The sequence below is a fragment of the Kosakonia sp. SMBL-WEM22 genome (assembly GCF_014490785.1).
In the GTDB taxonomy this organism is placed as follows: Bacteria; Pseudomonadota; Gammaproteobacteria; order Enterobacterales; family Enterobacteriaceae; genus Kosakonia.
The window spans coordinates 688,107-714,236 of sequence record NZ_CP051488.1 but is presented as its reverse complement, the minus strand read 5'-3'; the positions used below and the strand labels follow the sequence as shown (position 1 = coordinate 714,236).

The following is a 26,130-nucleotide window of genomic DNA, read 5'->3' as shown; positions in this document are numbered from 1 at the left end:
GGAGTGCAGTGATGTTTTTAGCGCAAATTTCCGACACCCACTTTCGCAGCCAGCATCAGAAGCTGTATGGGTTTATTGACGTCAATGCCGGTAACGCCGATGTGGTGTGCCAGCTCAACGCCCTGCGCGAGCGCCCGGACGCGGTGGTGATCAGCGGCGATATCGTCAACTGCGGCCAGCCTGCGGAGTACCGCGTGGCGCGCCAGGTGCTCGGCAGCCTCGACTATCCGCTGTTTGTCATTCCCGGCAATCACGACGACAAAGCGCACTTTCTTGAGTATATGCACCCGCTCTGCCCGCAGCTGGGCAGCGATGCGCACAATATGCGTTACGCGATTGATGAGTTCGCCACTCGCCTGCTGTTTATTGATACAAGCCTCGCCGGCGAGTCAAAAGGCTGGCTGACACCGGAGACGCTGAACTGGCTGGAGGCGCAGCTTACACAGAGTAGAGATCGGCCTACCGCGCTCTTTATGCATCACCCGCCGCTGCCGCTCGGCAATGCGCAGATGGATCGTATCGCCTGCGAAAATGGCCATCTGCTGTTAAATCTGATTGAGCGTTTCCCGGCGCTGACGCGCATCTTCTGTGGCCATAACCACAGCCTGACCATGACCCAGTATCGCCAGACGACGATTGCCACCATACCCGCCACCGTGCACCAGGTGCCGTACTGCCACGAAGATACCCGCCCCTATTACGATATGTCGCCGCCCGCCTGTCTGATGCACCGCCAGGTTGGCGAGCAGTGGGTTAGCTACCTGCATTCACTTTCTCACTACCCCGGCCCGTGGCTCTACAACCCGCAGATCAGCTGCCCGGTGGATGAGCGCTAAAACCATGTTAAGACTCAATCAGGTAAGTAAACGTTTTGAGGGCAATGCGGCGCTGCGCGCGGTGTCGCTGGAGATTGCCGACGGTGAATTTGTCGTGCTGGTCGGGCCGTCCGGCTGCGGCAAGAGCACGCTGCTGCGGCTGATCGCCGGATTGGAGAGCGTCAGCAGCGGGGAGATCTGGCTCGATAATCAGCAGATCACTTCTCTTTCGCCGCGCGATCGCAACTTTGCGATGATTTTCCAGAACTACGCCCTCTTCCCGCATCTTTCTGTGCGCGACAACATCACCTTCGGCATGAAGGTGCGCAACGAAGAGCGATCAAGCTGGCAGCCGCGGCTGGAGCGGGTGGCGCAAATGCTGGAACTCGATACGCTGCTGGAGAGAAAACCGGCGAAGCTCTCCGGCGGCCAGCGCCAGCGCGTGGCGATGGCGCGCGCCATCGTGCGCAACCCGAAGCTCTTTTTGATGGATGAACCGCTCTCCAACCTCGATGCCCGCCTGCGCAGCGACGTGCGCGACAGCATCATGGCGATGCACCAGCAGTTACAGATAAGCACCATCTACGTCACCCACGATCAGACCGAAGCAATGTCGATGGCCGACCGCATCGTGGTGATGAATGGCGGGCATGTGCAACAGGTGGGCCGCCCGGAAGATCTCTATGCCCACCCGGCAAACCTCTTTGTCGCTGGCTTTATCGGCTCACCGGCGATGAACCTGCTACGGCTGCCCTGTGCCGGGGGTGACGTGCTGCTGGGCGAGCAGCGCCTGCCGCTGCCGGCTCACGCCCAACATCATGCAGAGGTGTGGCTCGGCATTCGCCCGGAACACATCATCGATACGCCAGAAGCAGGCCAACTAACACTGCCTGCCACCGTTACCCAGCGCGAACTGATGGGCGCAGATTACCAGCTGCATGTCACCACGCCGATTGGCAACCTGCGCTATATCCGCCGCCACCGGGGCGATGTTCCTAACAAAGGGGAGACGCTCAGCGTCGGTTTTGCACCGTTTGATTGCCACCTTTTTGCTGCCGATACGCAGCGTAATTTACACCAGGAGAGAGACCATGCATAAGCTAATGCGAGCGCTTACTTACGGCATAACCCTTGCGATAAGCGCCAATGCGGCGGCGCAGGAGAAGATCGACTTTATGTTTCCGGCACCGGTCGACGGCAAGCTGACGATGGAGATGACGCGCATCATTAAAGCCTTTAACGACTCGCAAAAAGAGGTCGAGGTGCGCGGCATTTTTACCGGCAACTACGACACCACCAAAATGAAAGCCGAGTCCGCGCAAAAGGCAGGCCAACCGCCTGCGCTGGTGATTATGTCTGCCAACTTCACCACCGATCTGGCGCTGAAAGATGAGATCCTGCCGATGGATGAGCTGTTCAAATATGGCGATAAAAAGGCGGGCGATTTCCTGCAAAGCGCCTTCTGGCCTGCGATGCATAAGAATGCGCAGGTGATGGGCGTGACCTATACCATTCCATTCCATAACTCGACGCCGATCCTCTACTACAACAAAACGCTGTTTGCGCAGGCGGGCATCACTCAGCCGCCGCAAGACTGGAAAACGCTGCTGGAGGATGCGAAAAAGCTGACAGATCAGAGCAAAGGCCAGTGGGGCATTATGCTCCCCTCCACCAATGATGATTACGGCGGCTGGATCTTCTCCTCGCTGGTACGCGCCAATGGCGGCAACTACTTCAACGAGAACTTCCCCGGCGAAGTCTATTACAACGCGCCGACCACCATTGGCGCGCTGCGCTTCTGGCAGGATCTGATCTACAAAGAGAAAGTGATGCCCTCCGGCGTGCTGAACTCAAAGCAGATCAGCGCCGCCTTCTTCTCCGGCAAGGTCGGGATGACGATGTTGAGCACCGGCGCACTCGGTTTTATGCGCGAGAACAGCAAAGGGTTTGAGCTGGGCGTAGCGATGATGCCTGCCCAGCTGCAGCGCGCGGTGCCGATTGGCGGTGCCAGCCTGGTGAGCTTTAAAGGCATTTCAGACGCGCAGAAAAAAGCGGCTTATCAATTTATGACCTACCTTATCAGCCCGGAGGTCAACGGCGCATGGAGCCGCTTTACCGGCTACTTCTCGCCGCTGAAAGCGACCTACGATACGCCGGAGATGAAGGCCTATCTCAAGCAGGACCCGCGCGCGGCGATTGCGCTGGAGCAGCTACAGTATGCGCACCCGTGGTACTCCACTTATGAAACCGTCGCCGTACGCAAGGCAATGGAGAACCAACTCGCCGCGGTGGTAAACGATGAGAAAGTGACGCCGGAAGCCGCGGCCGCCGCCGCACAAAAAGAGGCGGATACGCTGATGAAGCCCTACGTCGATAAAACGGCGCTGCAGGCGGTGAAATAGGGGATTTGCAGGCCCGCAGGGAAGCGGGATGGGTTTGCTTACTGGCTGAAAAAGTTCATGATTAGCCCATTCTGGCTTAAGGAGAAGGCGCATGATTGACGAAAAAACCGCACTCGCCTCGGCGAAAGCCTGGGCGAATGAAAATTTCGAAAACGGCTGGGATGAGGCCTACCACGTGGCTTCGCTCGTTGAAAGTGACAACAAGCGGTACTGGGAAATCAATACCAATATCGCGCCACCGCTGGACGCACCCTTCAATGAGCAATTTTTACCCTCGCCGTTTAAATATTACGTCGATCCTGAAACAGGGGAGTGCATCGGCTATAGAGGCCATCGGGATAAACATATTTGTAAGCGCAGACGATAGCGCCTCCAGTAAGCACTCACTAACGCAGCAGTGTCATACTTAGCGTCGCCTGGCGGGTTTGCGCATCGTAATAGAGTGAAAAGGTCTCTGCTGCCGGGTCGCCGTGTTTTCGCCACTCTTCTGTACTGGTTATCGGATGCGGATCGCGCTCATAGCCGAGGCTTTGAATGTACTGCCGCAGCGCCTCGATACTCTCTTTGCTGGCATTCTCAAAGATGATGCTGTTGATGGAGGGATAACCGTCACCATTATGAAATTCAAAATGATACCTCGTGGTGATACGCGGAGCCTGCGCAATTGCCTTTTCGGTCAACGTGTTGTAATCCCATAGGTTACGCTCGGTATAGACCGTGGTCTCCCCCAGCCTTGATAGCATCAGCCAGAGTAAAAAAAAGAGAACCAGAGCAAGGGAAACCGCAAACAGGCTGACCCACTTCACTACGCTTAAGATTAAAGATACAGATTTAGACGTTTTGCGCATCACCCTCTCCTTTTTATGCTGCGCCTCGTTGCACCATTTTTGACGGTGCGCTTTGCTTCTCACCTACTCTTCACGCGCCATAATCTTCTCGATAAACGCATCAAGCTGATGGCGCTGCAGATAGGTTTTCACCTGACGCTCCCAGCCGGAGCCATCGCCGAGCACCGCACGGCTATGCGTCGGAGCGTAGAGATAACGCGTATCGTAGAGGTTTATCAGCGTCTGGTTCATCGCATCGATATTGGCCGGGGTTTTCTTGCTTCTCTCTTGCTGGATAGCCAGCGAACGCAGGACTTTTTCGCGCGACGCTTCATCGGGCGTCCACGACTGCTCACTCAGTTCGCTCAGCACCAGAAACTGCGGCTGATACTCTTCTGCCAGCGCGGCCTGTAACCGGTCGTGGCCATCAAGAATGACGAACGACGCCAGCCCGGCGATATACCACACCAGAATCGGCGGCAGCGCGTTTTCGCGGCACTTCTTGCGCCACCACTTCACGCGGCCGGACTCGGCATCCACCGGATAGCGGCTGAGCAGCAGATGACCGCCCCACCACCAGTCAACCCACTTCACCTTCTCCGGGTTTTGCAGATCGGGAAAATCTTCGCTGTAGAGCGACCAGTTCACGCCGATATAGGTGCTGTGGTCGGGCGTCACAAAACGCCACTCCTCGCGCGGCACTTTGCGGTCACAAACATAGGGTGCCTGCGGCTTTGCCGCCAGCATCGGGCGCAGCAGCCAGCGGCGCGGCGGCAACAGCGGAACGGGCGCTTCCATCAATTCACGGGCAAAGTAGCGGCACCAGTGGCTGATCCAGTTCTCTTCGCCTGCCCGTTTGGCGCTTTCTACGTCCGCCGAGTTGATGGCAGGCAGCAGCAGATCCTGGCCGGGGTGCTCGGCGTTAAACACCAGCCAGACGCCGGAGTGATCGTTTAGCATCGTCGCCCAGAAGAGAGGTTCACCATTGACCTGCAGCGCCATGCGCCCATTGTTGCCGCTCTGCATCTCCATCGCCTGGCCGTTGCCTTCGCGCACCACCAACTCCAGCCCCTGCCAGCGATCCTGACGGTCATGCAGATCTTGCCACCAGTACTCACTCATCCTCTTCTCCTCACGACGTAACCCGCCGAGTGTAAGACAAACTTGTCGTCTCGATAACTACCAGAATGTCTTAAACCATGGCTGAGATTAAAGGAAAGGCTCTCCGTTATTGATTTCCGCCTGGTAACGGACAGCGAGCTTGCCTGGGAGCAGCGCCACGAACAGTATGGCGAAAATGAAAAACCCCTCGCCAGCGCGTTGAAAACAGCCCCAGAAAATGCAACAAGCTTTATTGAAATTTATCTCTTCGCCGCCTGTGAAAACGGAACCTACCACTCCCCTTACACGCTGTGGGACAGCTATCGCGGCTATCCAAAAACTAACGGTACGATCACGCTCGCTGAAGATGAAGCCATTAAAGCGATCGGTTTCAGAGTTCAGCTCCACGAGCTGGCGCATGACGGCAGCGTTGACACGCTTGTTGAGCGCATCGAGACCCATCTGGCGATACTGCGGGCGGATATAACAGCATAATGCCTGCCAGCAGCGGGATCGCCAGCCGAAATCGCTGCTGACGCGCCTGGATTGTGGCTTCGATATTTATCGCGTGAAACATCCGAAAAAAAACTCTTTACCTTGAAGCACCTCCCCCCTTTGCTAATTCTTAAAAATCACCTTCGCAGTCCGTTCGTTTCACCACCATTTTAAGCGTTCACCTCTTTCATCTTTCAGGCGTAAGATGATGATTATCAGGGGCCTACCATGTCTGACCACGATATTCTTTCCAAAAGTTTGCCCGACACGACACGCGACATGGCCGATCTTTTTGATACTGAGCTGCCGGAGGCGTATCCGGATTCATGGTTAAAAAATAATTATTCACAGCTTGCTGCTGATATTTATGAATTTTTCCTCGACGACTCAGAGGATATTACCCATCAGCCATCAGGTAGCCCGACAAACATCAGCAACCCGCCTGACGAAAATAAAAAACAACATCTGAGCGATTTTATTGAAGAGGCTTTAAATAAAAAGCTGCCTCAGCTGATTGAATTTCATAGGCAGGGTTATAACTCCATAAATCTGGAAACAAACGCGCTGCATAAAATCGAGGAGACTCTGCAAAAAGAGTCACAAAATATTCCCGAAGCGCTGCTAAAACCCGCCCGGCGTTTTATCGATACCCTTGATTCCACCATCCGATCTGAAGCGGCGCTTCCCCCGGATCTGCTCCAGACACTGCCCGTGGTCAATGCCGTTATTCACCACCTGAGCGCCGCGCTGGACGATATCAGCGCCATCCGCAAAGTGAGCACGCTGAACTGGGAAGAGGAGATTGAGCAGACGGCGCGCGAACAGCGTGAGCAGCTGGTTAACCGGGCGGCTGAGCGGCTTTTCCCGCAGGAGAAACCGGGCGCAGGGCGCAACCGGCAGAAACTCGACAGTTTACTCTTCGCGCAGAGCAACGCGCTTAACGCGGAGTTTAAAAAATTCAGCCTGTTAAAAGCCTCGCTGGCCGCCGAAAGCCGTATTACCCGCCAGCGGTTAGCAGGTCATCTGCTGACCCGGGCGCAGACGCTGCTTGAAGGCGCCCGGGAAGCACGAACCGCCGCACTGGATATGCTGCTTGCTGAGTCCGGCACCGGGCAGATACATCCGGAGCAGCTTATGCACTGGAGCCAGGGCTATCAGCGCTATGTCCGCTATCTGAAGGCTGTTGATGATGCTCCCACCGGGAGCGCCATTGCCGGGAATCCGCTGATTGCCGCCGTGCATGCAACTGCCCGCCGGGGCAGTTCGGCACGCGCCAGGCTCGCCGGCAGCATGGTGCCGCTGGCTGATGCACTGGGTGCGGTTGCCGCGCGCCTTTTACAGGAGAAACAGCGGACGGAACCCGCGCCTGCTGCCCCCCAGCCTGAGCAGAAAGATGACTCCGGCTTAACGGGCAGGATAAAAAACGTTGTCTGGGACAAGGGGCGTAAAAAGGGGCGGGCTGTCGGGGCAGCCTCCGCCTGGCTGGCGAAATCCTCCGCCGGCCAGGTCAGCCGCGCAGCCTCCAGGGCAAAGCACAGCCTGCAGCGGACGCCGTCCGTCAGCGAGGGAACCCGCCAGGCCATTCACAACACCGTCCTGCTGCTGCTTGACGAGATTCAGCAGGCAGAGCGGCGGCTCAAACTCCTGCCCGGGTATGCCTGGGTGCGCCAGGAAGCGGTACAGCAGCAGCAACATCTCGGTCGGGAAATCACCGATCCTCATGAATCACCGTTGATGGATGAACTGATCTCGCAGCGGCTTGCCGGAGAGAAAGCGCACTGGCAGCAGATCGCCGACAATGCGGCCGGACAGATAGAGTCCCTGCTCTCTCCCCTTACCCGGCTCGCGGAGCCGGCCTGGTTTAACGAATTCTATTTTGTTCTGAGTGATGAATTGCGTGCAAACCCAACGCCGGGAAACGCGCAAGCGATTGTGCGGATGGATGAAACGGTGATACAGGCCGTCGAAGCGCTGAACGTTATCGGGCGTCAGCTTAACGCTTCCGCCGTACGCCTGAGCGGCCACGGGCATGAAGGCGGGGAAGCGCTACAGGAGAAGATCGGCGCATGGCTGAAGACGCTGAAAACACTCAAGACGCAGGTCAAAACCCGGGCCATTCACCTTACCGGCCAGGCGCCGGATAACTTCTCCCGCAGCGGCATGCTGGCCCGCGGTATTGCAGAGTGGGCACAAAAGCTTAGGGAAGATTATCTTGCGGGCCTGTCGGGCGATGAACGCACCCGCACAAATGTCCTCTTCGATAAATTACTCATGGAGCTGATCAGCGGGCACCGCCACCACTTTGCAGACCGCAGCGATCCGCAGGCAGAAAGCCTGCTCAAACAAATTTTGATGGCGTTAAAACATGCCGCTGAAGGAACGACAGTCTACCCGCCGACGGCAGAGGAAATCCTGGCGGGAACACGCACTATTTCCGCAGATGTACAGCACTGGGCGGAGAAAAAAATCCTCACCGGTGCGCTGTCAGCGGCAATGTCAGGCGGCTTTAAACTGCTGACCGGGCCGGTTTCCCTTCCCGTGCGCATCGCCCTGCGCGGCGCGAAAACCGGCTGGACGCTGAACAGAAATTTCCGGGCGATGAACCGGGTGCGGCTCGGTGAAGGGCCGCCGAATGAGCGGGCCAGAAACCGGCTGTTTCATCAGGAGATGTCGAAGCTGGCCTTCCGGCTGACGCTCTCATTATCCCCGGCCGGGGGCTATGGCGTGGCCGCCACCCTTGTCGGTAGCCAGATGATTAAGGGCCAAAAAACCTACGCCAAAGCGCTGGCTAAAAAAGTGGTTGTCGACCTGCCGCAGGAGGCGCTCTGGTACGGACTCGCGTATGGCGGTTACGCCGGGGTTAACGCCGTGGTGCGTGCCAGCGCGGAACGCGCGATGCAGAAAGCCTGGGAGCAGGCGGCAAATGCGCGCCATGAAAGAATAAATCGCATGATTCAACAGTTCAGCATGATGAACATTGATGAAGAAGAATCAGAAGAAGCGACCTTAGAATTACCAGAAGAGATCGTAGACGACTTAACCGACGAAATAACCAGTGAAACAATAAATGAATCCCCCGCTGAAACTATAAACGTCGGTGATACAGAAACGAATGTTGTGGCGATAGAAACAACAGCGTCAGAAAACGAAAAAACAGCTTTAGAGACAACAGAACAGGTCGGCCCAGACAGAAGGAGGGTACCATTATTACTCCACAACCGTGTAAGAAGGTTCGTGCCGGATAGTGAAGCCGCTGAAGGTTTAACATCGACAACAAGTGACAACAGAATTATCACCTCTCAGATTTCAGACAACTTAAAAGAGATGGTGAAAAAAATAGCGACTGGCCAGGCATTCTGGCACGAAGATCTAAAAAGCGGAGAGGAAGGGTCAATATATACATATGGCGGTAAAAACTTCATTTATATAAATGATAAATTCTGGCCAATTCATCTTAAAGATAATCAACGTGGCATCATCACATTAAACCCCTATGCAAAAAGCAGCAAAATAAATATCGAGGTCCATTGCGACCAAAATACCTGGCGCCCAACGGCAGCAGAGAGTGTGAAAGATAAATACCCCACGCTTCCCATCGAGCCAGAAAGTAGCGCAACGGAAGCAGCTAAAGCTGTTAATAAGCCAGATAACAAAGCCAGCAGCGACACAGCATCACTAGTAGGGCTATCCAACAATACAGCTTCCGCCGATCTTTATAAATTAGCAAAAAACTGGCCTATATATGGTGCCTTTTACTATGACCAGATGGTTAAAGGAAAAGAGGCACAGATTTATGTCGATAGTAAAACTAATAAAACCTATTTCTATCTCTATGGCTTCTACTGGCCAATTATTATCACAGGAAATTCAACAGCGGTTATCGAATTAAATAATTTCGAGCTTGGAGAAAAGGAATTTATAAACATAAGAAAAACCAATCAAGAATGGGGGCTCACCCCCTTATTTAAAACTAACACATTACGCGAGAAAACTGCAGGCAACTTTAGTATCAAAGACTATATTAAGACCTTTTTCAATACTAAGAAAGCGGCCAAAGTTACAGCGGAAAAATTAGAAAAAACAAAAACTGGATTATTTACCGATAACACTTCAGGCCAAAGCTACCTACAAGCTAACGGATATTTTTGGCACGTCACCTCTCCTCTAATGACAGGGCCTGAAGATACAGAAACCAGAGAAGTCTATGAAGCAGGAGGACGCGAGAATCTTACCATAACTTATAATTACGCCCTCAGTTCATGGATACCTATCCAAACATCAGACGAGGCCGATGACACAGACTATAACGCAGTAAGAAACACCCTATCTGACGATTTAATCGAGGAGGTGAAGAGATGGGATCTTCGTTCATCTGTACGTCCAGCTAATGCTGGGCCTGGTTTAGAAGGCGAAGTTTATCAGGATAAAAAGGGCCGGCACTATATTTTCCTCGATAATCATTACTGGAACTTCAGTTGGATAAAGCTGAACGTTGGGGGCATTGAAATAAAAAGCAATGGCTTACGCAAGTTGATTATCATTCGTAAATATGGCAATGAATGGCAATATTATGACGACGAAAATATATCCGATGATTTCAACTTAGGTCGGCTGTTAAACGATGTCAGTGATGCTCGACTTGATAATGAGACACAAGCTGCACTGGAGTCATTGTTGTGGAGCGCTAATTTTACCTCTTTAGATAACTTCCTGCGAGATTTACAGGTAATACTCGAAGATGGATTCTATCGGCTTTATGAGAAACCGATTAGCGATGAGCTTAGTAATATCATCTTATTAAGTAATAATGTATCAGCACTGCAAAAATCTCTTGCTTACTACGATCCTGAGCGGGATAAGGAACAAAAACAATATAACTGGAAAGAGGAGTTACTTGCGCTATACCAAGAAGAATTTTCAAGCGGGGAGGAACAAAACAGCTATATTTATGCTGCACGACAAGCCCTTACTGCCGCTGAAGAGGCTAAAAAAAGGGTTGTTCAGTTCAGCACGGCCAGCATTGATAAGCAACTTAAAGAACAACATGATGCTCTTGCTGACCGAAAAGCGGATCGGCTTTATTGGCTAACAATGCCAGTTACACGACCGCTAGATAAACACATTATGCTCACTCAACCTCACATTGATTCGCTGGCAATCGAAATTAAAGCGCATGAGACAAAAATTGCTCAACTTAACACATTAAGAAAGCAGATTCTCGATCAAAAGGCGAAATATCAGGAAATAATAGAAAATTATGAAAGTAATTATCGTCTGGTAAATGAAGCGATAGACTTCGCAAAAAAATCCCTCGACAGCAAGAGGAAGATATCGGGTATCAACAATACCTTGAAAATAGCTGAATCAGTGTTGATTGACCTTACCCTACAAAAAATCGCTATCAGGGATTCAGCCACTGGCGTTTACACTCAAGCTGAACTTGATAACTTAAAAGCGTTGAGTATAGCGAAAACAATGGTAATGCAGCTCATTAAACGACAGACATTAAGCCAGGAGCTGATCCAAAAAATTTCGAAATCATCAATTAGGTTTCCACAACTGAAGAATAGTTATCAGGATATAGAATGGAGCAATATTCAGGCAGAAAATTTTTATAATACTACCTTTCCTGACGATGATAACACCGAAACCAATCAGTTATTAGCACCGCTGTTCTACTGGCTGCTAAAAAACAAAGGTAATTATAGGCTACTAAAAACCATTGATATTGATGAAGTTATTAGTGGTTATTATGCTGATGCCTATGTTTTAAACCCACTACAGAAAATTAAGAAAATGCCTGAAGGTTATACTCCGTTGGCGCATTTATTAGGTAGCGAATATTTCAACTCTGATAGTGAGTATTACCAGCAGTTTGCTACCTATAAGGAGAAATACAGTGATTACGAAGCAAGTGAAAGCACTAAAAACTTACTGTTATCCTCAAGCCTTTCTTTAAATGAGATTACATCTAAAATTAGAAAACGTTTCTACTTCAATGTCCTTCAGTCATCGGACGTTAATAACAAACATGACGGTGCGATGTTGTTTATCGAACTAAGTGATGGCAGATGGGTGTTTTTTTCTCTTTTTTCGGAATCATTATTTATTAGAACATTCTCTCCTTATGAAATGATTTCCAATATCTGGTTGAATAAAATCGCCAATCTCAAACCAGAACAGGTACATTATCATGGTATTGAGTCCGTATTTCTTGAGTCTTTCTTCATCGATAATTTTGATCCTAAAAGTAAAAACAAAAAAACCGGAATATATCGCAACCTTGAAACAAGGAAAAAGAAAGAATTCAATGACCTCATTGAAAACACTTTATACAAAAGTAACGATAACGCTTCTTATACCAACCCCTTCAAGGATAAGACTTACTACGGGTTAACTTATGATTTTTCACTCAACGCTGTTCAACCACAAGAAACATTATTAGAAACATTAAATAAAGCTTTTCATGATGTGCTGAAACGCTCTGCCACTAACCGGAAAAAGGCGTTATACCAGGCAACCGTTTTTCAGAAAATCGCTGATATATTAGTCCCTTTCTATGCTGAAATACGGGGAGCGATAAATGATCCTGGACACAAGATTGATGCTTCATCAATTATGTTAGACGTTGTAGGTGTCTGCTTTGTTGCAGCTCAGGCAGGAACCAAAGCTGCGGCACTGCTTAAAAACGCAAAAGGGATCGGACAAATTATTGGTGAAGGAACCAAAAAAGGGCTAACCGGAAGAGGACTACAAAAATTTGTCATCAAGGAGATGGGTAAACAGGGTATTATCAACGCAGCGCAACTATCAAAAATAAGCGTTAACGCCCTTCTGGACCTTGCTCTACCGATTAATATCGGAAGCTTGTTAAAAAAATCGACACCCAAAAAGGATCTGCTATCTGGTTTTGAAAAAATCCTCAACACTGGCATGCCCACAGCAATAAACAGAAGAGGAATTAATAAAAAGTATATTAATACAGAGATCTCCATTGATGATTTAACACCAAGTACTGAGCGCGGTGTAACCGTTTATATAACAAAAGCGGACGGGCCAGGCAAAGGGAATTATTATATTAAATCAGATGACAATATTTACCAGATACGCTGGGATGATTATGCGCATACCTGGCGAACCGTCGACCCTAAGAACCCGGGGCGCTTCAGTTATGGCGAACCCATTGTGTTTGAGGATGGGAAATGGGTGATCAATAAAAATTACGGCGGCTTACGCGGAGGAGCTATAAAAGACCCGGATATCGTTATGGGCGAAATGCCGCAAAGAGAAGGCTTCCCTTTAGAAAAAGTAACCGAGAACCTTATCAGCACCGATAAAGTGGACGCCCAGGCGCATCTTAACGAGATAAAGAAAAACAGGGAGCTCAATAGCGCTATATTATCACCCAATGAGAAATGTGAATCTGTTATTATCCCGGTCGGAAAATATATGGAGGAAAAAGGTTTTACCGATATTCGCTGTCGCGCCATGGGTTTTTACGTAAACGGCATGGATGACAAACCCGGCAACCACTTTCTTCTTATTGGCACTAAAGATGGTCGAGATTATGCTTTTGATATTACTGCCGGACAATTTCATGGGCAATTTGAAGAGTTAAGCGGACCTATTATCATGCCTGAAGAGTTGTGGGCACAAAAATATGGCAATGTTACCGCCGAAAGGAAACTTATTATTTATGCTGACTACCCTTTCAAAAAAACATCGGATGCAAGAACTGATTTTGGTGCTTATAGCAAATATTTTGCCGAAGGGCCAAATTGTCGATTACCGAATGCAAAAGTGATCAAGCGCCCCGTCTGGTATTTCTCTAAAAAAACTGCCGACGACCTTCCCGCGGCTGCGGCAAATCAAAAAAAGGCGGGTGGGATATCACTGCACAATCCAGTACGTGAGGCTGCAAGACGCAGTAACCTTACGACGCAGACTTCAAATGTTAGCTGGGATTATGCGGTGGATCTCCTGGAAAACGCTCACTTATTGGCTAAAGGCCCGGCGACAACTTTACGCACCGGCATTCGCCAGGCGACCAGATACCAACGAGAGATGGCCTCTTCCCCCGGAGCCGTAGATGGTCTCTTTTCCAGTAGCCAGGTGATTACCAGTCAGGAGAATCTGCTGCATGTCAAACAGGGTGAAATCCTTGTCTTTATGGAGGTAGCGCCCAATTTACCAAGCAAAGGGCCACGTCCGATACATGTCATGGTGAGCCTGGGTAATGGACGCTTCGCCGGGGTCAAAAATAGCGTCATTAACAGCAGTCTCGGCGATGGCAAAAAAATCATTACCGCAGAGCAGTTAGGAGAGTTCCAGAACGGGACATTTAAACGCAGCGGAAATGCGCAATTACCAGACCTGCAGATTATCGCTGGTAGACCAAAGGGGCTGCAGCTTGAGCACCCTTCGCTAAAATCGCTGGCGGAAAATACCTCGCTATCGACCACCGATAGCAGTGATATCGCGGCCACTACCGCTGAATTGCTCAGCAAATCCGGAGAACTGGCCCCGGAGCAGGCCCGGGCTTTAAGAGATGCATTAAAACCCATGTTATCAACGACCATTACCGGTACTGCTCACCAGCCTATAACGCATTTACTCACTAATGCCGCCTCGGTGAATAAGCAGCAGTTGGCAAGCATGCCCAGAGGGCAATTGATAATTTTCGATAAAACATCTGATGCCTCGTCAACAAGACATATCATGTACAGCCTGGGAAATGGTGAGTTTCTTATGGTTAACCCCGGACACCTGGATGCGGGTCTGAAAACGGATCGGGCGCTCATCAAAGCGGAGCAGTTATCTGAGGAGGTATTTAAAAACCGTAAAGTCTATGTCGGCAAAATTTCACTTACTAACCTACGTGTGAAATCTCTGCTAGGGCAGGACGCCAGTTTTACCGTCAGTAGTAATAAATTAGTGATTACTGCGCATGGCGCTGCATCAAATGTAAATGGAATGGATGCCTCTGAACTTGCAGAGGTTATTCGTGGTCTGGGGCTACGTGAAGCTACTAAAGTGGATTGGTCAAAAATTAAAGATATCGAGCTCAAATCCTGCTTCGGCGCATTTGGCACATTACCTACCGGAAAAGTGCTGGCGAATATTCTGAACAAAAAAGTAACGGCTTACCCCTTTTACTTCAGCGAGAGGATGCGTAATACCAGGAGCATTTTTACCCGAGCCAGGACCTGGCTGCCCAGTGACTTATCAACCGTTGAAGTGGAGAAGCTAATAAAACAGCAAAGCCGCAATCACAACTTGTGGGTAAAGCTGCTGCGACTCCCGCGGAAAGAGGTCGAGAAACGGGTGCGTCGTAGCGCCGATCTTTTTGACAATACGCTTGAGGATATTGCAAAACTGGCGAACGGTGACACAACGGTTGGGCAGTTCCTCAAAGATTACCCTGAGTATAAAACCGGGCTAAGCGTGACAGAGAATGAACTCAATGACCTTATCAGCGAAACTATTTCTGATGATGAAACCTTTGCCATGCGCTGCTGGGACATTCTGATGCTTAGTACCTATACCGCGGCCCAGGTCGATAAATATCTTGAAGGCTGACTCGTTACCAATTTACCCCCTGCTCAAGTCATCAGCACTTATGGCGCCTCTTATTACGTGCGGGGACGCAGTTATATTTCCAGCGACTCTGGCGTAATCAACCCGGTATGACCGGGGCGGTATTAGTAGCATGAAACATCTGAAAAGCGGCTATTTACCTTGTTGGCCCCCTTCCCTTTGCTACTTATTAAAAACTGCCCCCGCAGTTAATCCCTGTTACAGCATGGTCTCATTGTCGTCATTACTTTCGGCCTTCCGCTTAGATAGTTGATTATCAAGGGTATATTATGTCCGACTACGATATTCTTCCTAAAAGCCTGCCCGACACAACAAGTGAACTGGCTGACGAGCTCAGTATGGAACTGCCGGAGGGCTATGCTGCTGCATCACCAGATAATAGTTATGTTGAAACGGCTAATGATATTTATGAAATATTTATTGATGCCCTGCCTGAAAATAGTAAGCCTCAGATAGCTCGCTTAAATAAAGATGGCAAGCAGCCGCATAAAAATAAAGAAGACCTGCGGGGTTTTATTCAGGCCGCACTGGATAAAAGAATGGCCGAACTCATCGAATATCATAAGAAGGGGTATAACGCTGTCACGCCGGATAAAAACGCGCTGCATAAAATCGAGGAGACTCTGCAAAAAGAGTCACAAAATATTCCCGAAGCGCTGCTAAAACCCGCGCGGCGTTTTATCGATACCCTTGATTCCACCATCCGATCTGAGGCCGCGCTCCCCCCGGATCTGCTTCAGACACTGCCCGTGGTCAATGCCGTTATTCGCCACCTGAGCGCCGCGCTGGACGATATCAGCGCCATCCGCAAAGTGAGCACGCTGAACTGGGAAGAGGAGATTGAGCAGACGGCGCGCGAACAGCGTGAGCAGCTGGTTAACCGGGCGGCTGAGCGGCTTTTCCCGCAGGAGAAACCGGGCGCAGGGCGCAACCGGCAGAAACTCGACAGTTTACTCTTCGCGCAGAGCAACGCGCTTAACGCGGAGTTTAAAAAATTCAGCCTGTTAAAAGCCTCGCTGGCCGCCGAAAGCCGTATTACCCGCCAGCGGTTAGCAGGTCATCTGCTGGCCCGGGCGCAGACGCTGCTTGAAGGCGCCCGGGAAGCACGAACCGCCGCACTGGATATGCTGCTTGCTGAGTCCGGCACCGGGCAGATACATCCGGAGCAGCTTATGCACTGGAGCCAGGGCTATCAGCGCTATGCCCGCTATCTGAAGGCTGTTGATGATGCTCCCACCGGGAGCGCCATTGCCGGGAATCCGCTGATTGCCGCCGTGCATGCAACTGCCCGCCGGGGCAGTTCGGCGCGCGCCAGGCTCGCCGGCAGCATGGTGCCGCTGGCTGATGCACTGGGTGCGGTTGCCGGGCGCCTTTTACAGGAGAAACAGCGGACGGAACCGGCGCCTGCTGACCCCCAGCCTGAGCAGAAAGATGACTCCGGCTTAACGGGCAGGATAAAAAAGGTTGTCTGGGACAAGGGGCGTAAAAAGGGGCGGGCTGTCGGGGCAGCCTCCGCCTGGCTGGCGAAATCCTCCGCCGGCCAGGTCAGCCGCGCAGCCTCCAGGGCAAAGCACAGCCTGCAGCGGACGCCGTCCGTCAGCGAGGGAACCCGCCAGGCCATCCACAACACCGCCCTGCTGCTGCTTGACGAGATTCAGCAGGCAGAGCGGCGGCTCAAACTCCTGCCCGGGTATGCCTGGGTGCGTCAGGAAGCGGTACAGCAGCAGCAACATCTCAGTCGGGAAATCCCCGATCCCCATGAATCACCTTTACTGGATGAACTGGTCTCGCAGCGGCTGGATGAGGAAAACGCGCGCTGGAAACAGGCTGCGAACCACACCGCCGGTCAGATAGAGGCCCTGCTCTCCCCCCTTACCCGGCTCGCGGAGCCGGCCCGGTTTAACGAATTCTATTTTTTGCTGAGTGACACGCTGCGGGCTCATCCGCAGCCGGGCAGCGCAGAGGCGATTGCCGGCATGGATGAAACGGTAATAACAGTCACAGAACAGCTGGCTGATATCGCTCGTCAGCTTAACGCTTCCGCCGTGCGGCTGAGCGGTCACGGGCATGCAGGCGGGGAAGCGCTACAGGAGAAGATCGGCGCATGGCTGATGACGCTGAAAACACTCAAGACGCAGGTCAAAACCCGGGCCATGCACCTCACCGGCCAGGCGCCGGATAACTTCTCCCGCAGCGGCATGCTGGCCCGCGGTATTGCGGAGTGGGCACAAAAGCTGAAAGAGGAGTACGTGACCGATCTACCCGCTCCTGAGCGCGCCGGGGCGGAGGCGCGCTTTGATGAACTGCTCATTGAGCTGCTCAGCAGGCACCGCCACCACTTTGCAGACCGCAGCGATCCGCAGGCAGAAAGCCTGCTCAAACAAATTTTGATGGCGTTAAAACATGCCGCTGAAGGAACGACAGTCTACCCGCCGACGGCAGAGGAAATCCTGGCGGGAACACGCACTGTTTCCGCAGATGTACAGCACTGGGCGGAGAAAAAAATCCTCACCGGTGCGCTGTCAGCGGCAATGTCAGGCGGCTTTAAACTGCTGACCGGGCCGGTTTCCCTTCCCGTGCGCATCGCCCTGCGCGGCGCGAAAACCGGCTGGACGCTGAACAGAAATTTCCGGGCGATGAACCGGGTGCGGCTCGGTGAAGGGCCGCCGAATGAGCGGGCCAGAAACCGGCTGTTTCATCAGGAGATGTCGAAGCTGGCCTTCCGGCTGACGCTCTCATTATCCCCGGCCGGGGGCTATGGCGTGGCTGCCACCCTTGTCGGTAGCCAGATGATTAAAGGCCAAAAAACCTACGCCAAAGCGCTGGCTAAAAAAGTGGTTGTCGACCTGCCGCAGGAAGCACTGTGGTACGGGCTCGCGTATGGCGGTTACGCCGGGGTTAACGCCGTGGTGCGTGCCAGCGCGGAACGCGCGATGCAAAAAGCCCTGGAGCAGGCAGCTCATGCGCGACGCGAGACAATTCACCGCCTGATGCAGCAGCTCAGCCTGATGGATCTACAGGAAGAAGGGGATGTTTCAGAGTCTGATGAATTAGCAGATGACACTGAAACTGAATTAGGTGCCGAAACAGTTGACGAGGCCGTCACCGAAGATACAGATGCCAGTGATGAGAAGGCGATAGAAACAACCGCCGCAGAAGGAGAAACGACTGCGACTGCCACCGCCAATCAGATCACAAAAAATAGGAAAAAAGTGCCGCTATTATCCCACAGCAACCGGGTAAAAAGATTTTCACCGCTCAGCGACGCCTCCCGAACAGGCATAGCGCTGAATTCCATACCTGATGAGGCTGATAATAAAATCCTCTCTTCTCAGATCTCCGGCAATTTAAAAGATCTTGTTAAGAAACTCGCAAGCGGAGGAGGATTCTTAACTTCCACTTTCAAAAATGGGCAAGAAGGGGAAGTTTATAGTTCGGGCGGTAACTTTTATATTTATATAAATAAGAAATACTGGCCAATTCATTTTAAGAAAAACCAAAAAGCTGTCATTACTATAAATCCTTACGCCAAAGATAGTGAAATAAAAATCGAAGTTAATCTTAACAACAATATTTGGGCAGCAACGGAAAGCGAAAATGAAAAAGTTTACCCCGCTCTTCCCATTAAGCCAGAAAAATTGGTAACTGAAGGAGGCGAAGCCACTATAGATTCAAACAAAGATGCCGGTCAAAGGGGCGTCTCATCAGTAGAATCATCTGGCAGCACAGCCTCACCTGAACTTTATGATCAAGTAAAAAGCTGGTCAGCCGACGGTGCCTTTTATTATGATAATATGGCCGCTGGTAAAGAGGCGCAAATTTATACGCATAGCGAAAGTCATGAAACCTATATTTATCTTAATGGGTTTTACTGGCCAATAGTTATAACTGGAAATTCAACAGCAGCTATCGTGATAAATAATAATGACCCGCAGCAGCAAAAAATAATCAACATTAAAAAAACCAACCAACAATGGCGGCCAGTTCCGACATTCAACACAAGCCCAATGCCGCTAAAAAATGTAGGTAATTTTAGCATTGAAGAGTATATCAGCGCTTTTTTTAGTACTAAAAACGCAGCAACAATCACATCTGAGCAATTACAAAAATTAGACAATGGGTTATTTTTTGATAACTTCACCGGACAACATTATATACAAATAAACGGTTATTATTGGCATATCACACCTATTCTTCTTCGTGGAGCTGAAAATCTGGAAACGTGGAAAATACACGAAGGGGGAACGCGTGAATACCTAAACATAAATTATAGTGCCGCTCTTGGCACATGGGTTCCCTTGCAAACAAAGGATGATGAGTATGATAAAGAAAACAATATAACGTCTAATACCTTATCGGCAGATTTAATTGGCGAAATGAAAAAATGGGATCTTGATTCATCTGTGCGCCCTTTTGGTTCAGGACCAGGCTTAGAGGGGGTAGTCTATCAAGATAGAACAGGCCAACATTATATCTATCTGCAAAATCGTTACTGGCACTTCAGCTGGATAAAACCAAATGTAGGTGGGGTAACGATCACCGTCAATGGCGTTCGTAAATTTTTTATTCTGCTTAGGGAGAACAATCAATGGCAGTATTTTGATGAAGAATTAATATCAGATTCATTCGATATTGATGGTCTTCTAAAAAACATTCAGGATGCTACGCTTGATAATGAAACGCAAGCGGAAGTAGAGTCAATATTGTGGAGGGGTCACTTCACTTCGCTGGATAATTTACTAAAAGACTTACAGAAAATATTTGAGCAGGGGTTTTATAGACTGTATGAAACACCAACCAGCGAGGCTCTCATTAATATAATTTCATTAAGTAATAAAGTATCAGAACTGCAAAAATCTATTGCTTATTATAATCCAGATAAGGATATTGAAAAAGAAGATCGAAATTGGAATCAAAGCCTTCTCGATTTATATCGTGAAGAGTTTTCCAACGAGTCCGAAGAGAGTTCTTATTTATATACCGCGCGACAAGCTAAAATTGCGGCAGATGAAGCCAGTAAAAAGATTGCTCAACTCAGCACCGCGGCCATTGATCGGCAGATCGATGAACAATACAACGCTATCTCTGCCCGCATGAAGGATATATCTTACTGGCTTGATTTCCTTTTAGAGAGGCCGCTGTCAATTGATAAACCAATAGCCCAGGAAAATATCGACTCCCTTAAGTTAACAATAAATACGCATCAAACCAAAATCAAACAACTCAATGTGTTAAGGAAACAAATCCTCGACCGTAAAGCCGAATACCAGAAAGTCATAGACGAATATAATAAAAATTATCGTCTGATAAACTTCAGTATCGACTACGTGAAAAAAAACCTGGCCACTAAGAAAAAAACCGCGGGAGTTGATGATAATGCAAGCATAGCCGAAGAGTTATTGATTGATTTAACTTTACAGAAAATTGCCATACGAAATTCCGCCACAGAAGCCTATACGCAACTTGAGCTCGATAAATTAAAAACATTGAGTATTTCTCAAACCATGATAGCGCAACTTATTGAACGCCATACTTTGAGCCAGGAATTAATAGACCAAATAGAGCAGTCATCAATTCGCTTTCCGTCATTGAAAAATAATTATCAGGATATTGAATGGAGCAATAAAGAGGCAGAGAGAATTTATCAAGAAAGCTCTCCAGACGATGAGAACTCGGAATCGAATCAGCTACTGCCCCCATTACTCTACTGGCTATTAAAAAACAATGGTAACTATCAAGCGCTAAAGTCAACGGATATAGATGAAGTCATTAACATCTATTATTCCGACGCCTATTCATTGAATCCTCTTAAGAAAAACAAGAATATGCCAGAAGGGTATACACCATTGGCACACATGTTAGGTAGCGAATACTTTAATTCTGACAGCGAGTATTATCAGCAATTCGTTACCTACAAAGAAAAATACAGTGATTATGAGGCTAGTGAAAATACCAAAAACCTCCTCCTGTCATCCGATCTCTCTCTGGATGAAATCACCTCTAACGTCAAAAGACGTTTCTACTTTAACGTACTTCAATCAACTGATGTTTATGATAAACACGACGGAGGAATGTTATTCATTGAACTGGAAGATGGTCGCTGGGTTTTCTTCTCTCTTTTCCCTGGCTCTCTTTTTAGCCGGATATTTTCGCATGAAGAAATGATGGCAAATATCTGGTTAAAAGCAATCGCCACCCTTAATCCGGAAAAAATGCACTATCATGGCATTGAGTCAGTCTTCCTCGAATCTTTTTTTCTTGAAAACCTTGACCCTAACAATAAAAACAAAAAAACTAGCAGATATAGCAATATTGAAGCCAGAAAGAAAAAAGAGTTTGAAGATTTAATTAAAAACACCTTATACAAAGGTAGCGATGACATTACTTATGACCTTCCTTTTGAAAGTAGTGCATATTATGGGTTAACCTATGATTTTTCAGTTAACAATGCGCAACCGCAAGAAACGCTATTAGAAACCCTACATAAAGCTTTCCATGATATTTTGAAACGCTCCGCGACCAATCGCAAGACAGCGTTGTACAAATCTACATTATTCCAGAAAATAGCTGATATAGTTATTCCCTTTTATGCAGAAATACGTGGCGTAATAAACGACCCCGAGCACAAAGTCGATGCCACATCAATTATGCTCGATGTTGTGGGCGTATGCTTTGTTGCATCTCAGGCTGGCACTAAAACTGCGGCACTACTTAAAAATGCAAAAGGGATTGGTAAGATCATTGGTGAAGGAAGGAAAATTGGTTTAGTCGGAAAAGGGCTACAAAAGTATATAATTAGACAAATGGGCAAACAAGGGCTCATCAATGCATCGGGACTCGCAAAAATAAGCGCCAACGCTCTGATAGATCTTGTTTCCCCTGTTAATTTACAGGACTTAGCGAAAATCTCTTTTCCAGGGAGTAAATTCACCGCAGCCTTTAGCAGTATAATTAACAATGATTTACCAGTAGCATTGAAGAGCAGGAGCATTCCAGATAAATATATCACCACCAATGTTTCACTTGATGATTTATCAAAGACGAATGTACGTGGTGTTGATGTTTATACATCAACCGCTGATAGTAATATGGACAAGAAGTATTTTATAAAATCTCAAGACAACCTCTATCAAATACGCTGGGATGATTATGCGCATACATGGCGTACTGTTGACCCCAAAAACCCAGGGCGTTTTAGCTATGGTGAACCGGTTATCTTTGAAGATGGCAATTGGGTAATAAATAGAAACTATGGCGGGTTACATGGCGGAGCAATAAAATATCCCGAAGTTACCATGGGTGAGCAACCGATGAGGGAAGGATTAAAAGAGGGAAAGGTAACTGAAAATCTTATCAGCACTCCAGATGTTGATGCAGTGGCCTACCTTGAGGAAATAAAGAAAACCGGCGGATTAAGTGGCGCAATATTATCCCCATCTGAAAAATGTGAACTTGTCCTTCCGGCCATGGCTAATTTCCTGAAAAGAAAGGGCTTTGAGAACATTCGATTTCGGGGTATGGCCTTTTTTGTTAACGGCATGGATACGGGAGCTATGAACCATTATCTTGTTATCGGCACCAAGAATGGTACAGATTACGCTTTTGACATTACTGCCGGGCAGTTTCATGGACAATATGAAGAGTTAAGTGGTCCGATTATCATGCCTGAGGAGAAATGGGCGCAAAAATATGCCAACATTACTTCCGAAAGAAAGCTAATAAAATACGCTGACTATCCACTGACGCAATTGCGCAAGGTAAAAATAGATTACGGATCGTTTAGTCCCTATCTCGTGCGGGGACCCAATAGCCAGTTGCCCAATGCATTCGTCCTCAAGCGCCCCAACTGGTATTTTCCTAAAAAAATAGTCGAGGATCTTCCCGCCGCTGCCAACAAAAAAATGGCTTTCGACACCATTGAGCAGGCCAACCCAGTACGCGAGGCGGCAAGACGTAGCAGGTTAACAGGGCAAACGTCCGACGTCAGTTGGGAGTATGCGGTCAACCTCCTCGAGAATGCCGAGCTAATAAGTAAAGGCCCGGCCATAACGCTACGTACAGGCATACGTCAGGCAACAAAATACCAGCGAGCCAGCGCCTCCACCCCAGGCAACGTTAATGATCTCTTTGCAAGTAGTACCATAATCAACAGCCATGAGAATCTGCTTAGTGTAAAGCAGGGGGAAATATTGATGTTTATGGAAGTTGATCCTAATTTACCGGCCAAAGGACCGCGCCCGATCCATGTCATGGTAAGCCTGGGTAATGGCCGCTTCGCCGGCGTGAAAAATAGCGTGCTTAACAGCAGCCTCGGTGATGGCAAACAAATATTAACCGCTGAGCAACTGGGCGAGTTTCAGAACGGTACATTCAAACGCAGGGGGAGTGAGCAGCTGCCGGAATTGCAGGTTATCGCGGGCAGGCCGAAAGGCCTGCAGCTTGAGCACCCTTCGCTCAAATCGTTAGCTGAAAGTGCCTCTTTTTCGGCCTCAGATAAAACGGATATCTCAGCCACAACCACACGATTACTCAGTATGTCGGGGGAATTAGCAAATGAGCAGGCTAACGCATTAAATCTCGCGTTAGCTCCGTTATTGTCAACTACGGGTACTGGCGTTGCGCACCAACCCATTACCAGTTTGTTAACGAGCGCTACCGCCATTAATAAACAAAAACTGATGACATTACCGAAGGGAGAGTTAGTCATTTTTGATAAATCATCCGATGCCTCTTCGACGAGACACATAATGTACAGCCTGGGGGATGGTGAATATTTTATGGTCAATCCAAAGCATTTAGATGCCAGCCTACCAGCAGATAAGGCTATCGTTAAAGCAGAGCAGTTCTCCGATGAGATATTTAAAAATCGCAAAGTCTATGCCGGTAAGATTTCACTCACAAATATTCGTGTAAAATCACTCCTTGGACAGGATGCTAGTTTCAGCGTTAGCGGCAATAAATTAATTATTAATGCCCATGGTATTCCATCCAATGTTAATTACATGGATGCCTATGAACTCGCTGAGGTTATTCGTGGGCTGGGACTACGTAAAATATCGAATGTGGACTGGTCAAAAATAAAGCACATCGAACTCAAGTCTTGTTTTAGCGCTTTTGGAAGATTACCGACAGGAAAAGTCCTTGCACATATCTTAAATAAAAAAGTAACGGCTTACCCGTCCTATTTCAGTGAGAGGATGCGCGACACAAGAAATAGACTCAATCGAGCCAGAACGTATGTTCCGGCTGATTTACCGACATTCGAAGTCGAGAAATTAATCAAACAACAGAGCCGTAATCATAATTTTTGGACAAAACTCCTGCGGCTACGACAACAAATAAAAGCCCAAAGAGTGCGTCGTAGCGCCGATCTTTTTGACAATACGCTTGAGGATGTTGCAAAACTGGCGAACGGCGACACAACGGTTGGGCAGTTCCTCAAAGATTACCCTGAGTACAAAACCGGGCTAAGCGTGACAGAGAATGAACTCAATGACCTTGTCAGCGAAACTATTTCTGATGATGAAACCTTTGCCATGCGGTGCTGGGATATTCTCATGCTCAGCACCTATACCGCGAATCTGGTGGATAAATATCTTGAAGGCTAGTCAGCGGATTGAGGTATCGCTCACTGAAAGATGCTCTGCGCTATCGGTGGAGAGGGTAAATTGAGCGGTGATGAGGTAGGCATCACCTTTGACAGGTACAACGTTCCAGTAGTAGGCATATTTTTCCCCTGCCCTGAATGCAGTGCTAAACATGGGCAGGCAATCACCCGCAGCAATATAACGCGGCGTATCCGGGAAGAGTTCAAAACGCTTTCCTTCATCAGTACTGAAAATCTCAGCCGAAACCATCTTTTCGCCGGGTTTCATGATCGAGACTGCGCAAACCTCATGATTCATCAAAAATAGATTTGTCGGCACTTCTCGTGTCATTTTGTCAAGAAAACCGATGCAGCCAGATAGGGTACATACTGCTACTATTAGCAAACTTTTCCTCATACTCCTACTCTCTAATAAAAAATGCGATATTAGTTTCAGCCGTTCGAAAGCATGAATTCTGCAATGATCATATACATCCCATCTGCGGTATGAATATCCCAGGCCACACTATATTCGTTGCCATATTCAAAGGTGGCACCAAATAGCGGTAAACAGTGACCGTGCGGAACAGAGAGGGGGTTATCGTAGGATCGTATTAAAAGAGGTTTATCTTTACTGCTGTAGATCTCTACTGTCGTCAATTTTTCATCCGGTTTCATTATGGATAATGCGCAAACGCTATTATCTTTTAAAACGACCGTCGTGGCGGTGCGTGGTGTAAATCTGTCGCCAGCCGCAGGACAACCGGTAAGCAAAAAAAGCGTCAAGATAATTATTTTTTTCATTAATTTACTTCGCAGCAGGAAAAAACTTCCATCACATGAAGAAATTTAACTCGTGAATCATCTTCCGTAACTTTCGTTACAGCCAGAAATATCACTGGCTCTGATCAGGCGTGGCGCTGTTGAGCGATAAAAGCCGCCCATCAGGATCAATTGTCAGTGTAAATTTAGCGGAGATGAGTTGAAGATCGCCTTTAACGGGAAGGATATGCCAATAAAAATAATAGGCATCCCCCGTTTTAAAGGCTGTGCCGAATAACGGTAAACACTCCCCGAGAGGGACATACAGCGGTTTTGCCGGAAACGTCTCAATTTTCTTTTCGCCGTCACGGCTATAGATTTCCACCGCGATCATTTTCTCACCGGGTTTCATAAGAGATACGGCACAAACTCTGTTATTCTGGATGTTAACTGCAGTTTCGGTGCTTCCTACTGCCTTATCGTAGAAACCAATACAACCAGTTAATAAAAAAAGCATTACCACACATGAAAGCTTTGACATAGGG

12 protein-coding genes are annotated in these 26,130 nt (G+C 48.8%); 7 read left to right on the top strand and 5 right to left on the bottom strand.

Annotated features, from left to right (window positions below; all coding sequences use genetic code 11):
• Nucleotides 1-11: 11 nt before the first annotated feature.
• From HF650_RS03440 to HF650_RS03425, 4 genes are all read left to right on the top strand, one after another.
• On the top strand, nt 12-836 hold the full coding sequence (locus HF650_RS03440) for a phosphodiesterase (RefSeq protein ID WP_187801188.1): 825 nt from the start codon (nt 12-14) through the stop codon (nt 834-836).
• A gap of 4 nt (nt 837-840) precedes the next feature.
• Nucleotides 841-1,914 carry an ABC transporter ATP-binding protein gene (locus HF650_RS03435; protein WP_187801187.1) on the top strand — a complete coding sequence of 358 codons (1,074 nt, stop codon included), beginning with the start codon at nt 841-843 and terminating at the stop codon, nt 1,912-1,914.
• The gene (locus tag HF650_RS03430) at nt 1,907-3,217 is read left to right on the top strand and encodes an ABC transporter substrate-binding protein (RefSeq protein ID WP_187801186.1); all 1,311 of its coding nucleotides are present in this window, start codon (nt 1,907-1,909) and stop codon (nt 3,215-3,217) included. Before HF650_RS03435 ends, HF650_RS03430 begins: the two co-directional genes overlap by 8 nt.
• Nucleotides 3,218-3,308: 91 nt before the next feature.
• Complete coding sequence (locus HF650_RS03425; protein ID WP_128483722.1) at nt 3,309-3,584, top strand: hypothetical protein; 276 nt, start codon at nt 3,309-3,311, stop codon at nt 3,582-3,584.
• A gap of 19 nt (nt 3,585-3,603) precedes the next feature.
• On the opposite strand, the gene HF650_RS03420 is transcribed toward HF650_RS03425, so the two are convergent.
• Together HF650_RS03420 and HF650_RS03415 are read right to left on the bottom strand one after the other, a co-directional pair.
• Complete coding sequence (locus HF650_RS03420; protein WP_187801185.1) at nt 3,604-4,065, bottom strand: hypothetical protein; 462 nt, start codon at nt 4,063-4,065, stop codon at nt 3,604-3,606.
• Nucleotides 4,066-4,128: 63 nt separating this feature from the next.
• Nucleotides 4,129-5,166 (bottom strand): hypothetical protein, encoded by a 1,038-nt coding sequence (locus tag HF650_RS03415; RefSeq protein ID WP_187801184.1) that lies wholly within the window; start codon nt 5,164-5,166, stop codon nt 4,129-4,131.
• A 198-nt stretch (nt 5,167-5,364) separates the two neighbouring features.
• On the opposite strand from HF650_RS03415, the gene HF650_RS03410 reads away from it, so the two are divergent.
• The 3 genes from HF650_RS03410 (at nt 5,365) to HF650_RS03400 (ending at nt 24,845) form a co-directional block, all read left to right on the top strand.
• Complete coding sequence (locus tag HF650_RS03410) at nt 5,365-5,640, top strand: hypothetical protein (protein ID WP_187801183.1); 276 nt, start codon at nt 5,365-5,367, stop codon at nt 5,638-5,640.
• A 228-nt stretch (nt 5,641-5,868) separates the two neighbouring features.
• Entirely contained in the window at nt 5,869-15,219 is a 9,351-nt protein-coding gene (locus HF650_RS03405) for a hypothetical protein (RefSeq protein WP_187801182.1), read from the top strand.
• A gap of 287 nt (nt 15,220-15,506) precedes the next feature.
• The gene (locus tag HF650_RS03400) at nt 15,507-24,845 is read left to right on the top strand and encodes a hypothetical protein (RefSeq protein ID WP_187801181.1); all 9,339 of its coding nucleotides are present in this window, start codon (nt 15,507-15,509) and stop codon (nt 24,843-24,845) included.
• Here the strand turns inward: HF650_RS03400 and HF650_RS03395 are convergent, their stop codons facing one another.
• The 3 genes from HF650_RS03395 to HF650_RS03385 all read right to left on the bottom strand — a co-directional run bounded on the left by HF650_RS03395 (nt 24,846) and on the right by HF650_RS03385 (nt 26,126).
• On the bottom strand, nt 24,846-25,175 hold the full coding sequence (locus tag HF650_RS03395; RefSeq protein ID WP_346014255.1) for a putative T6SS immunity periplasmic lipoprotein: 330 nt from the start codon (nt 25,173-25,175) through the stop codon (nt 24,846-24,848). It abuts the gene before it with no gap.
• Between the two features lie 101 nt (nt 25,176-25,276).
• On the bottom strand, nt 25,277-25,627 hold the full coding sequence (locus HF650_RS03390; RefSeq protein ID WP_187801179.1) for a putative T6SS immunity periplasmic lipoprotein: 351 nt from the start codon (nt 25,625-25,627) through the stop codon (nt 25,277-25,279).
• 91 nt (nt 25,628-25,718) lie between these two features.
• Nucleotides 25,719-26,126, bottom strand: coding sequence for a putative T6SS immunity periplasmic lipoprotein (locus HF650_RS03385; protein ID WP_187801178.1), 408 nt, complete (start codon nt 26,124-26,126; stop codon nt 25,719-25,721).
• Between the last annotated feature and the right edge of the window lie 4 nt (nt 26,127-26,130).

Coding starts and splice junctions, on each gene's coding strand:
- HF650_RS03415 (WP_187801184.1), bottom strand. CDS start 5,166: ATGAGTGAGTACTGGTGGCAAGATCTGCATGACCGTCAGGATCGCTGG.
- HF650_RS03430 (WP_187801186.1), top strand. CDS start 1,907: ATGCATAAGCTAATGCGAGCGCTTACTTACGGCATAACCCTTGCGATA.
- HF650_RS03425 (WP_128483722.1), top strand. CDS start 3,309: ATGATTGACGAAAAAACCGCACTCGCCTCGGCGAAAGCCTGGGCGAAT.
- HF650_RS03400 (WP_187801181.1), top strand. CDS start 15,507: ATGTCCGACTACGATATTCTTCCTAAAAGCCTGCCCGACACAACAAGT.
- HF650_RS03390 (WP_187801179.1), bottom strand. CDS start 25,627: ATGAAAAAAATAATTATCTTGACGCTTTTTTTGCTTACCGGTTGTCCT.
- HF650_RS03405 (WP_187801182.1), top strand. CDS start 5,869: ATGTCTGACCACGATATTCTTTCCAAAAGTTTGCCCGACACGACACGC.
- HF650_RS03435 (WP_187801187.1), top strand. CDS start 841: ATGTTAAGACTCAATCAGGTAAGTAAACGTTTTGAGGGCAATGCGGCG.
- HF650_RS03385 (WP_187801178.1), bottom strand. CDS start 26,126: ATGTCAAAGCTTTCATGTGTGGTAATGCTTTTTTTATTAACTGGTTGT.
- HF650_RS03420 (WP_187801185.1), bottom strand. CDS start 4,065: ATGCGCAAAACGTCTAAATCTGTATCTTTAATCTTAAGCGTAGTGAAG.
- HF650_RS03395 (WP_346014255.1), bottom strand. CDS start 25,175: ATGACACGAGAAGTGCCGACAAATCTATTTTTGATGAATCATGAGGTT.
- HF650_RS03440 (WP_187801188.1), top strand. CDS start 12: ATGTTTTTAGCGCAAATTTCCGACACCCACTTTCGCAGCCAGCATCAG.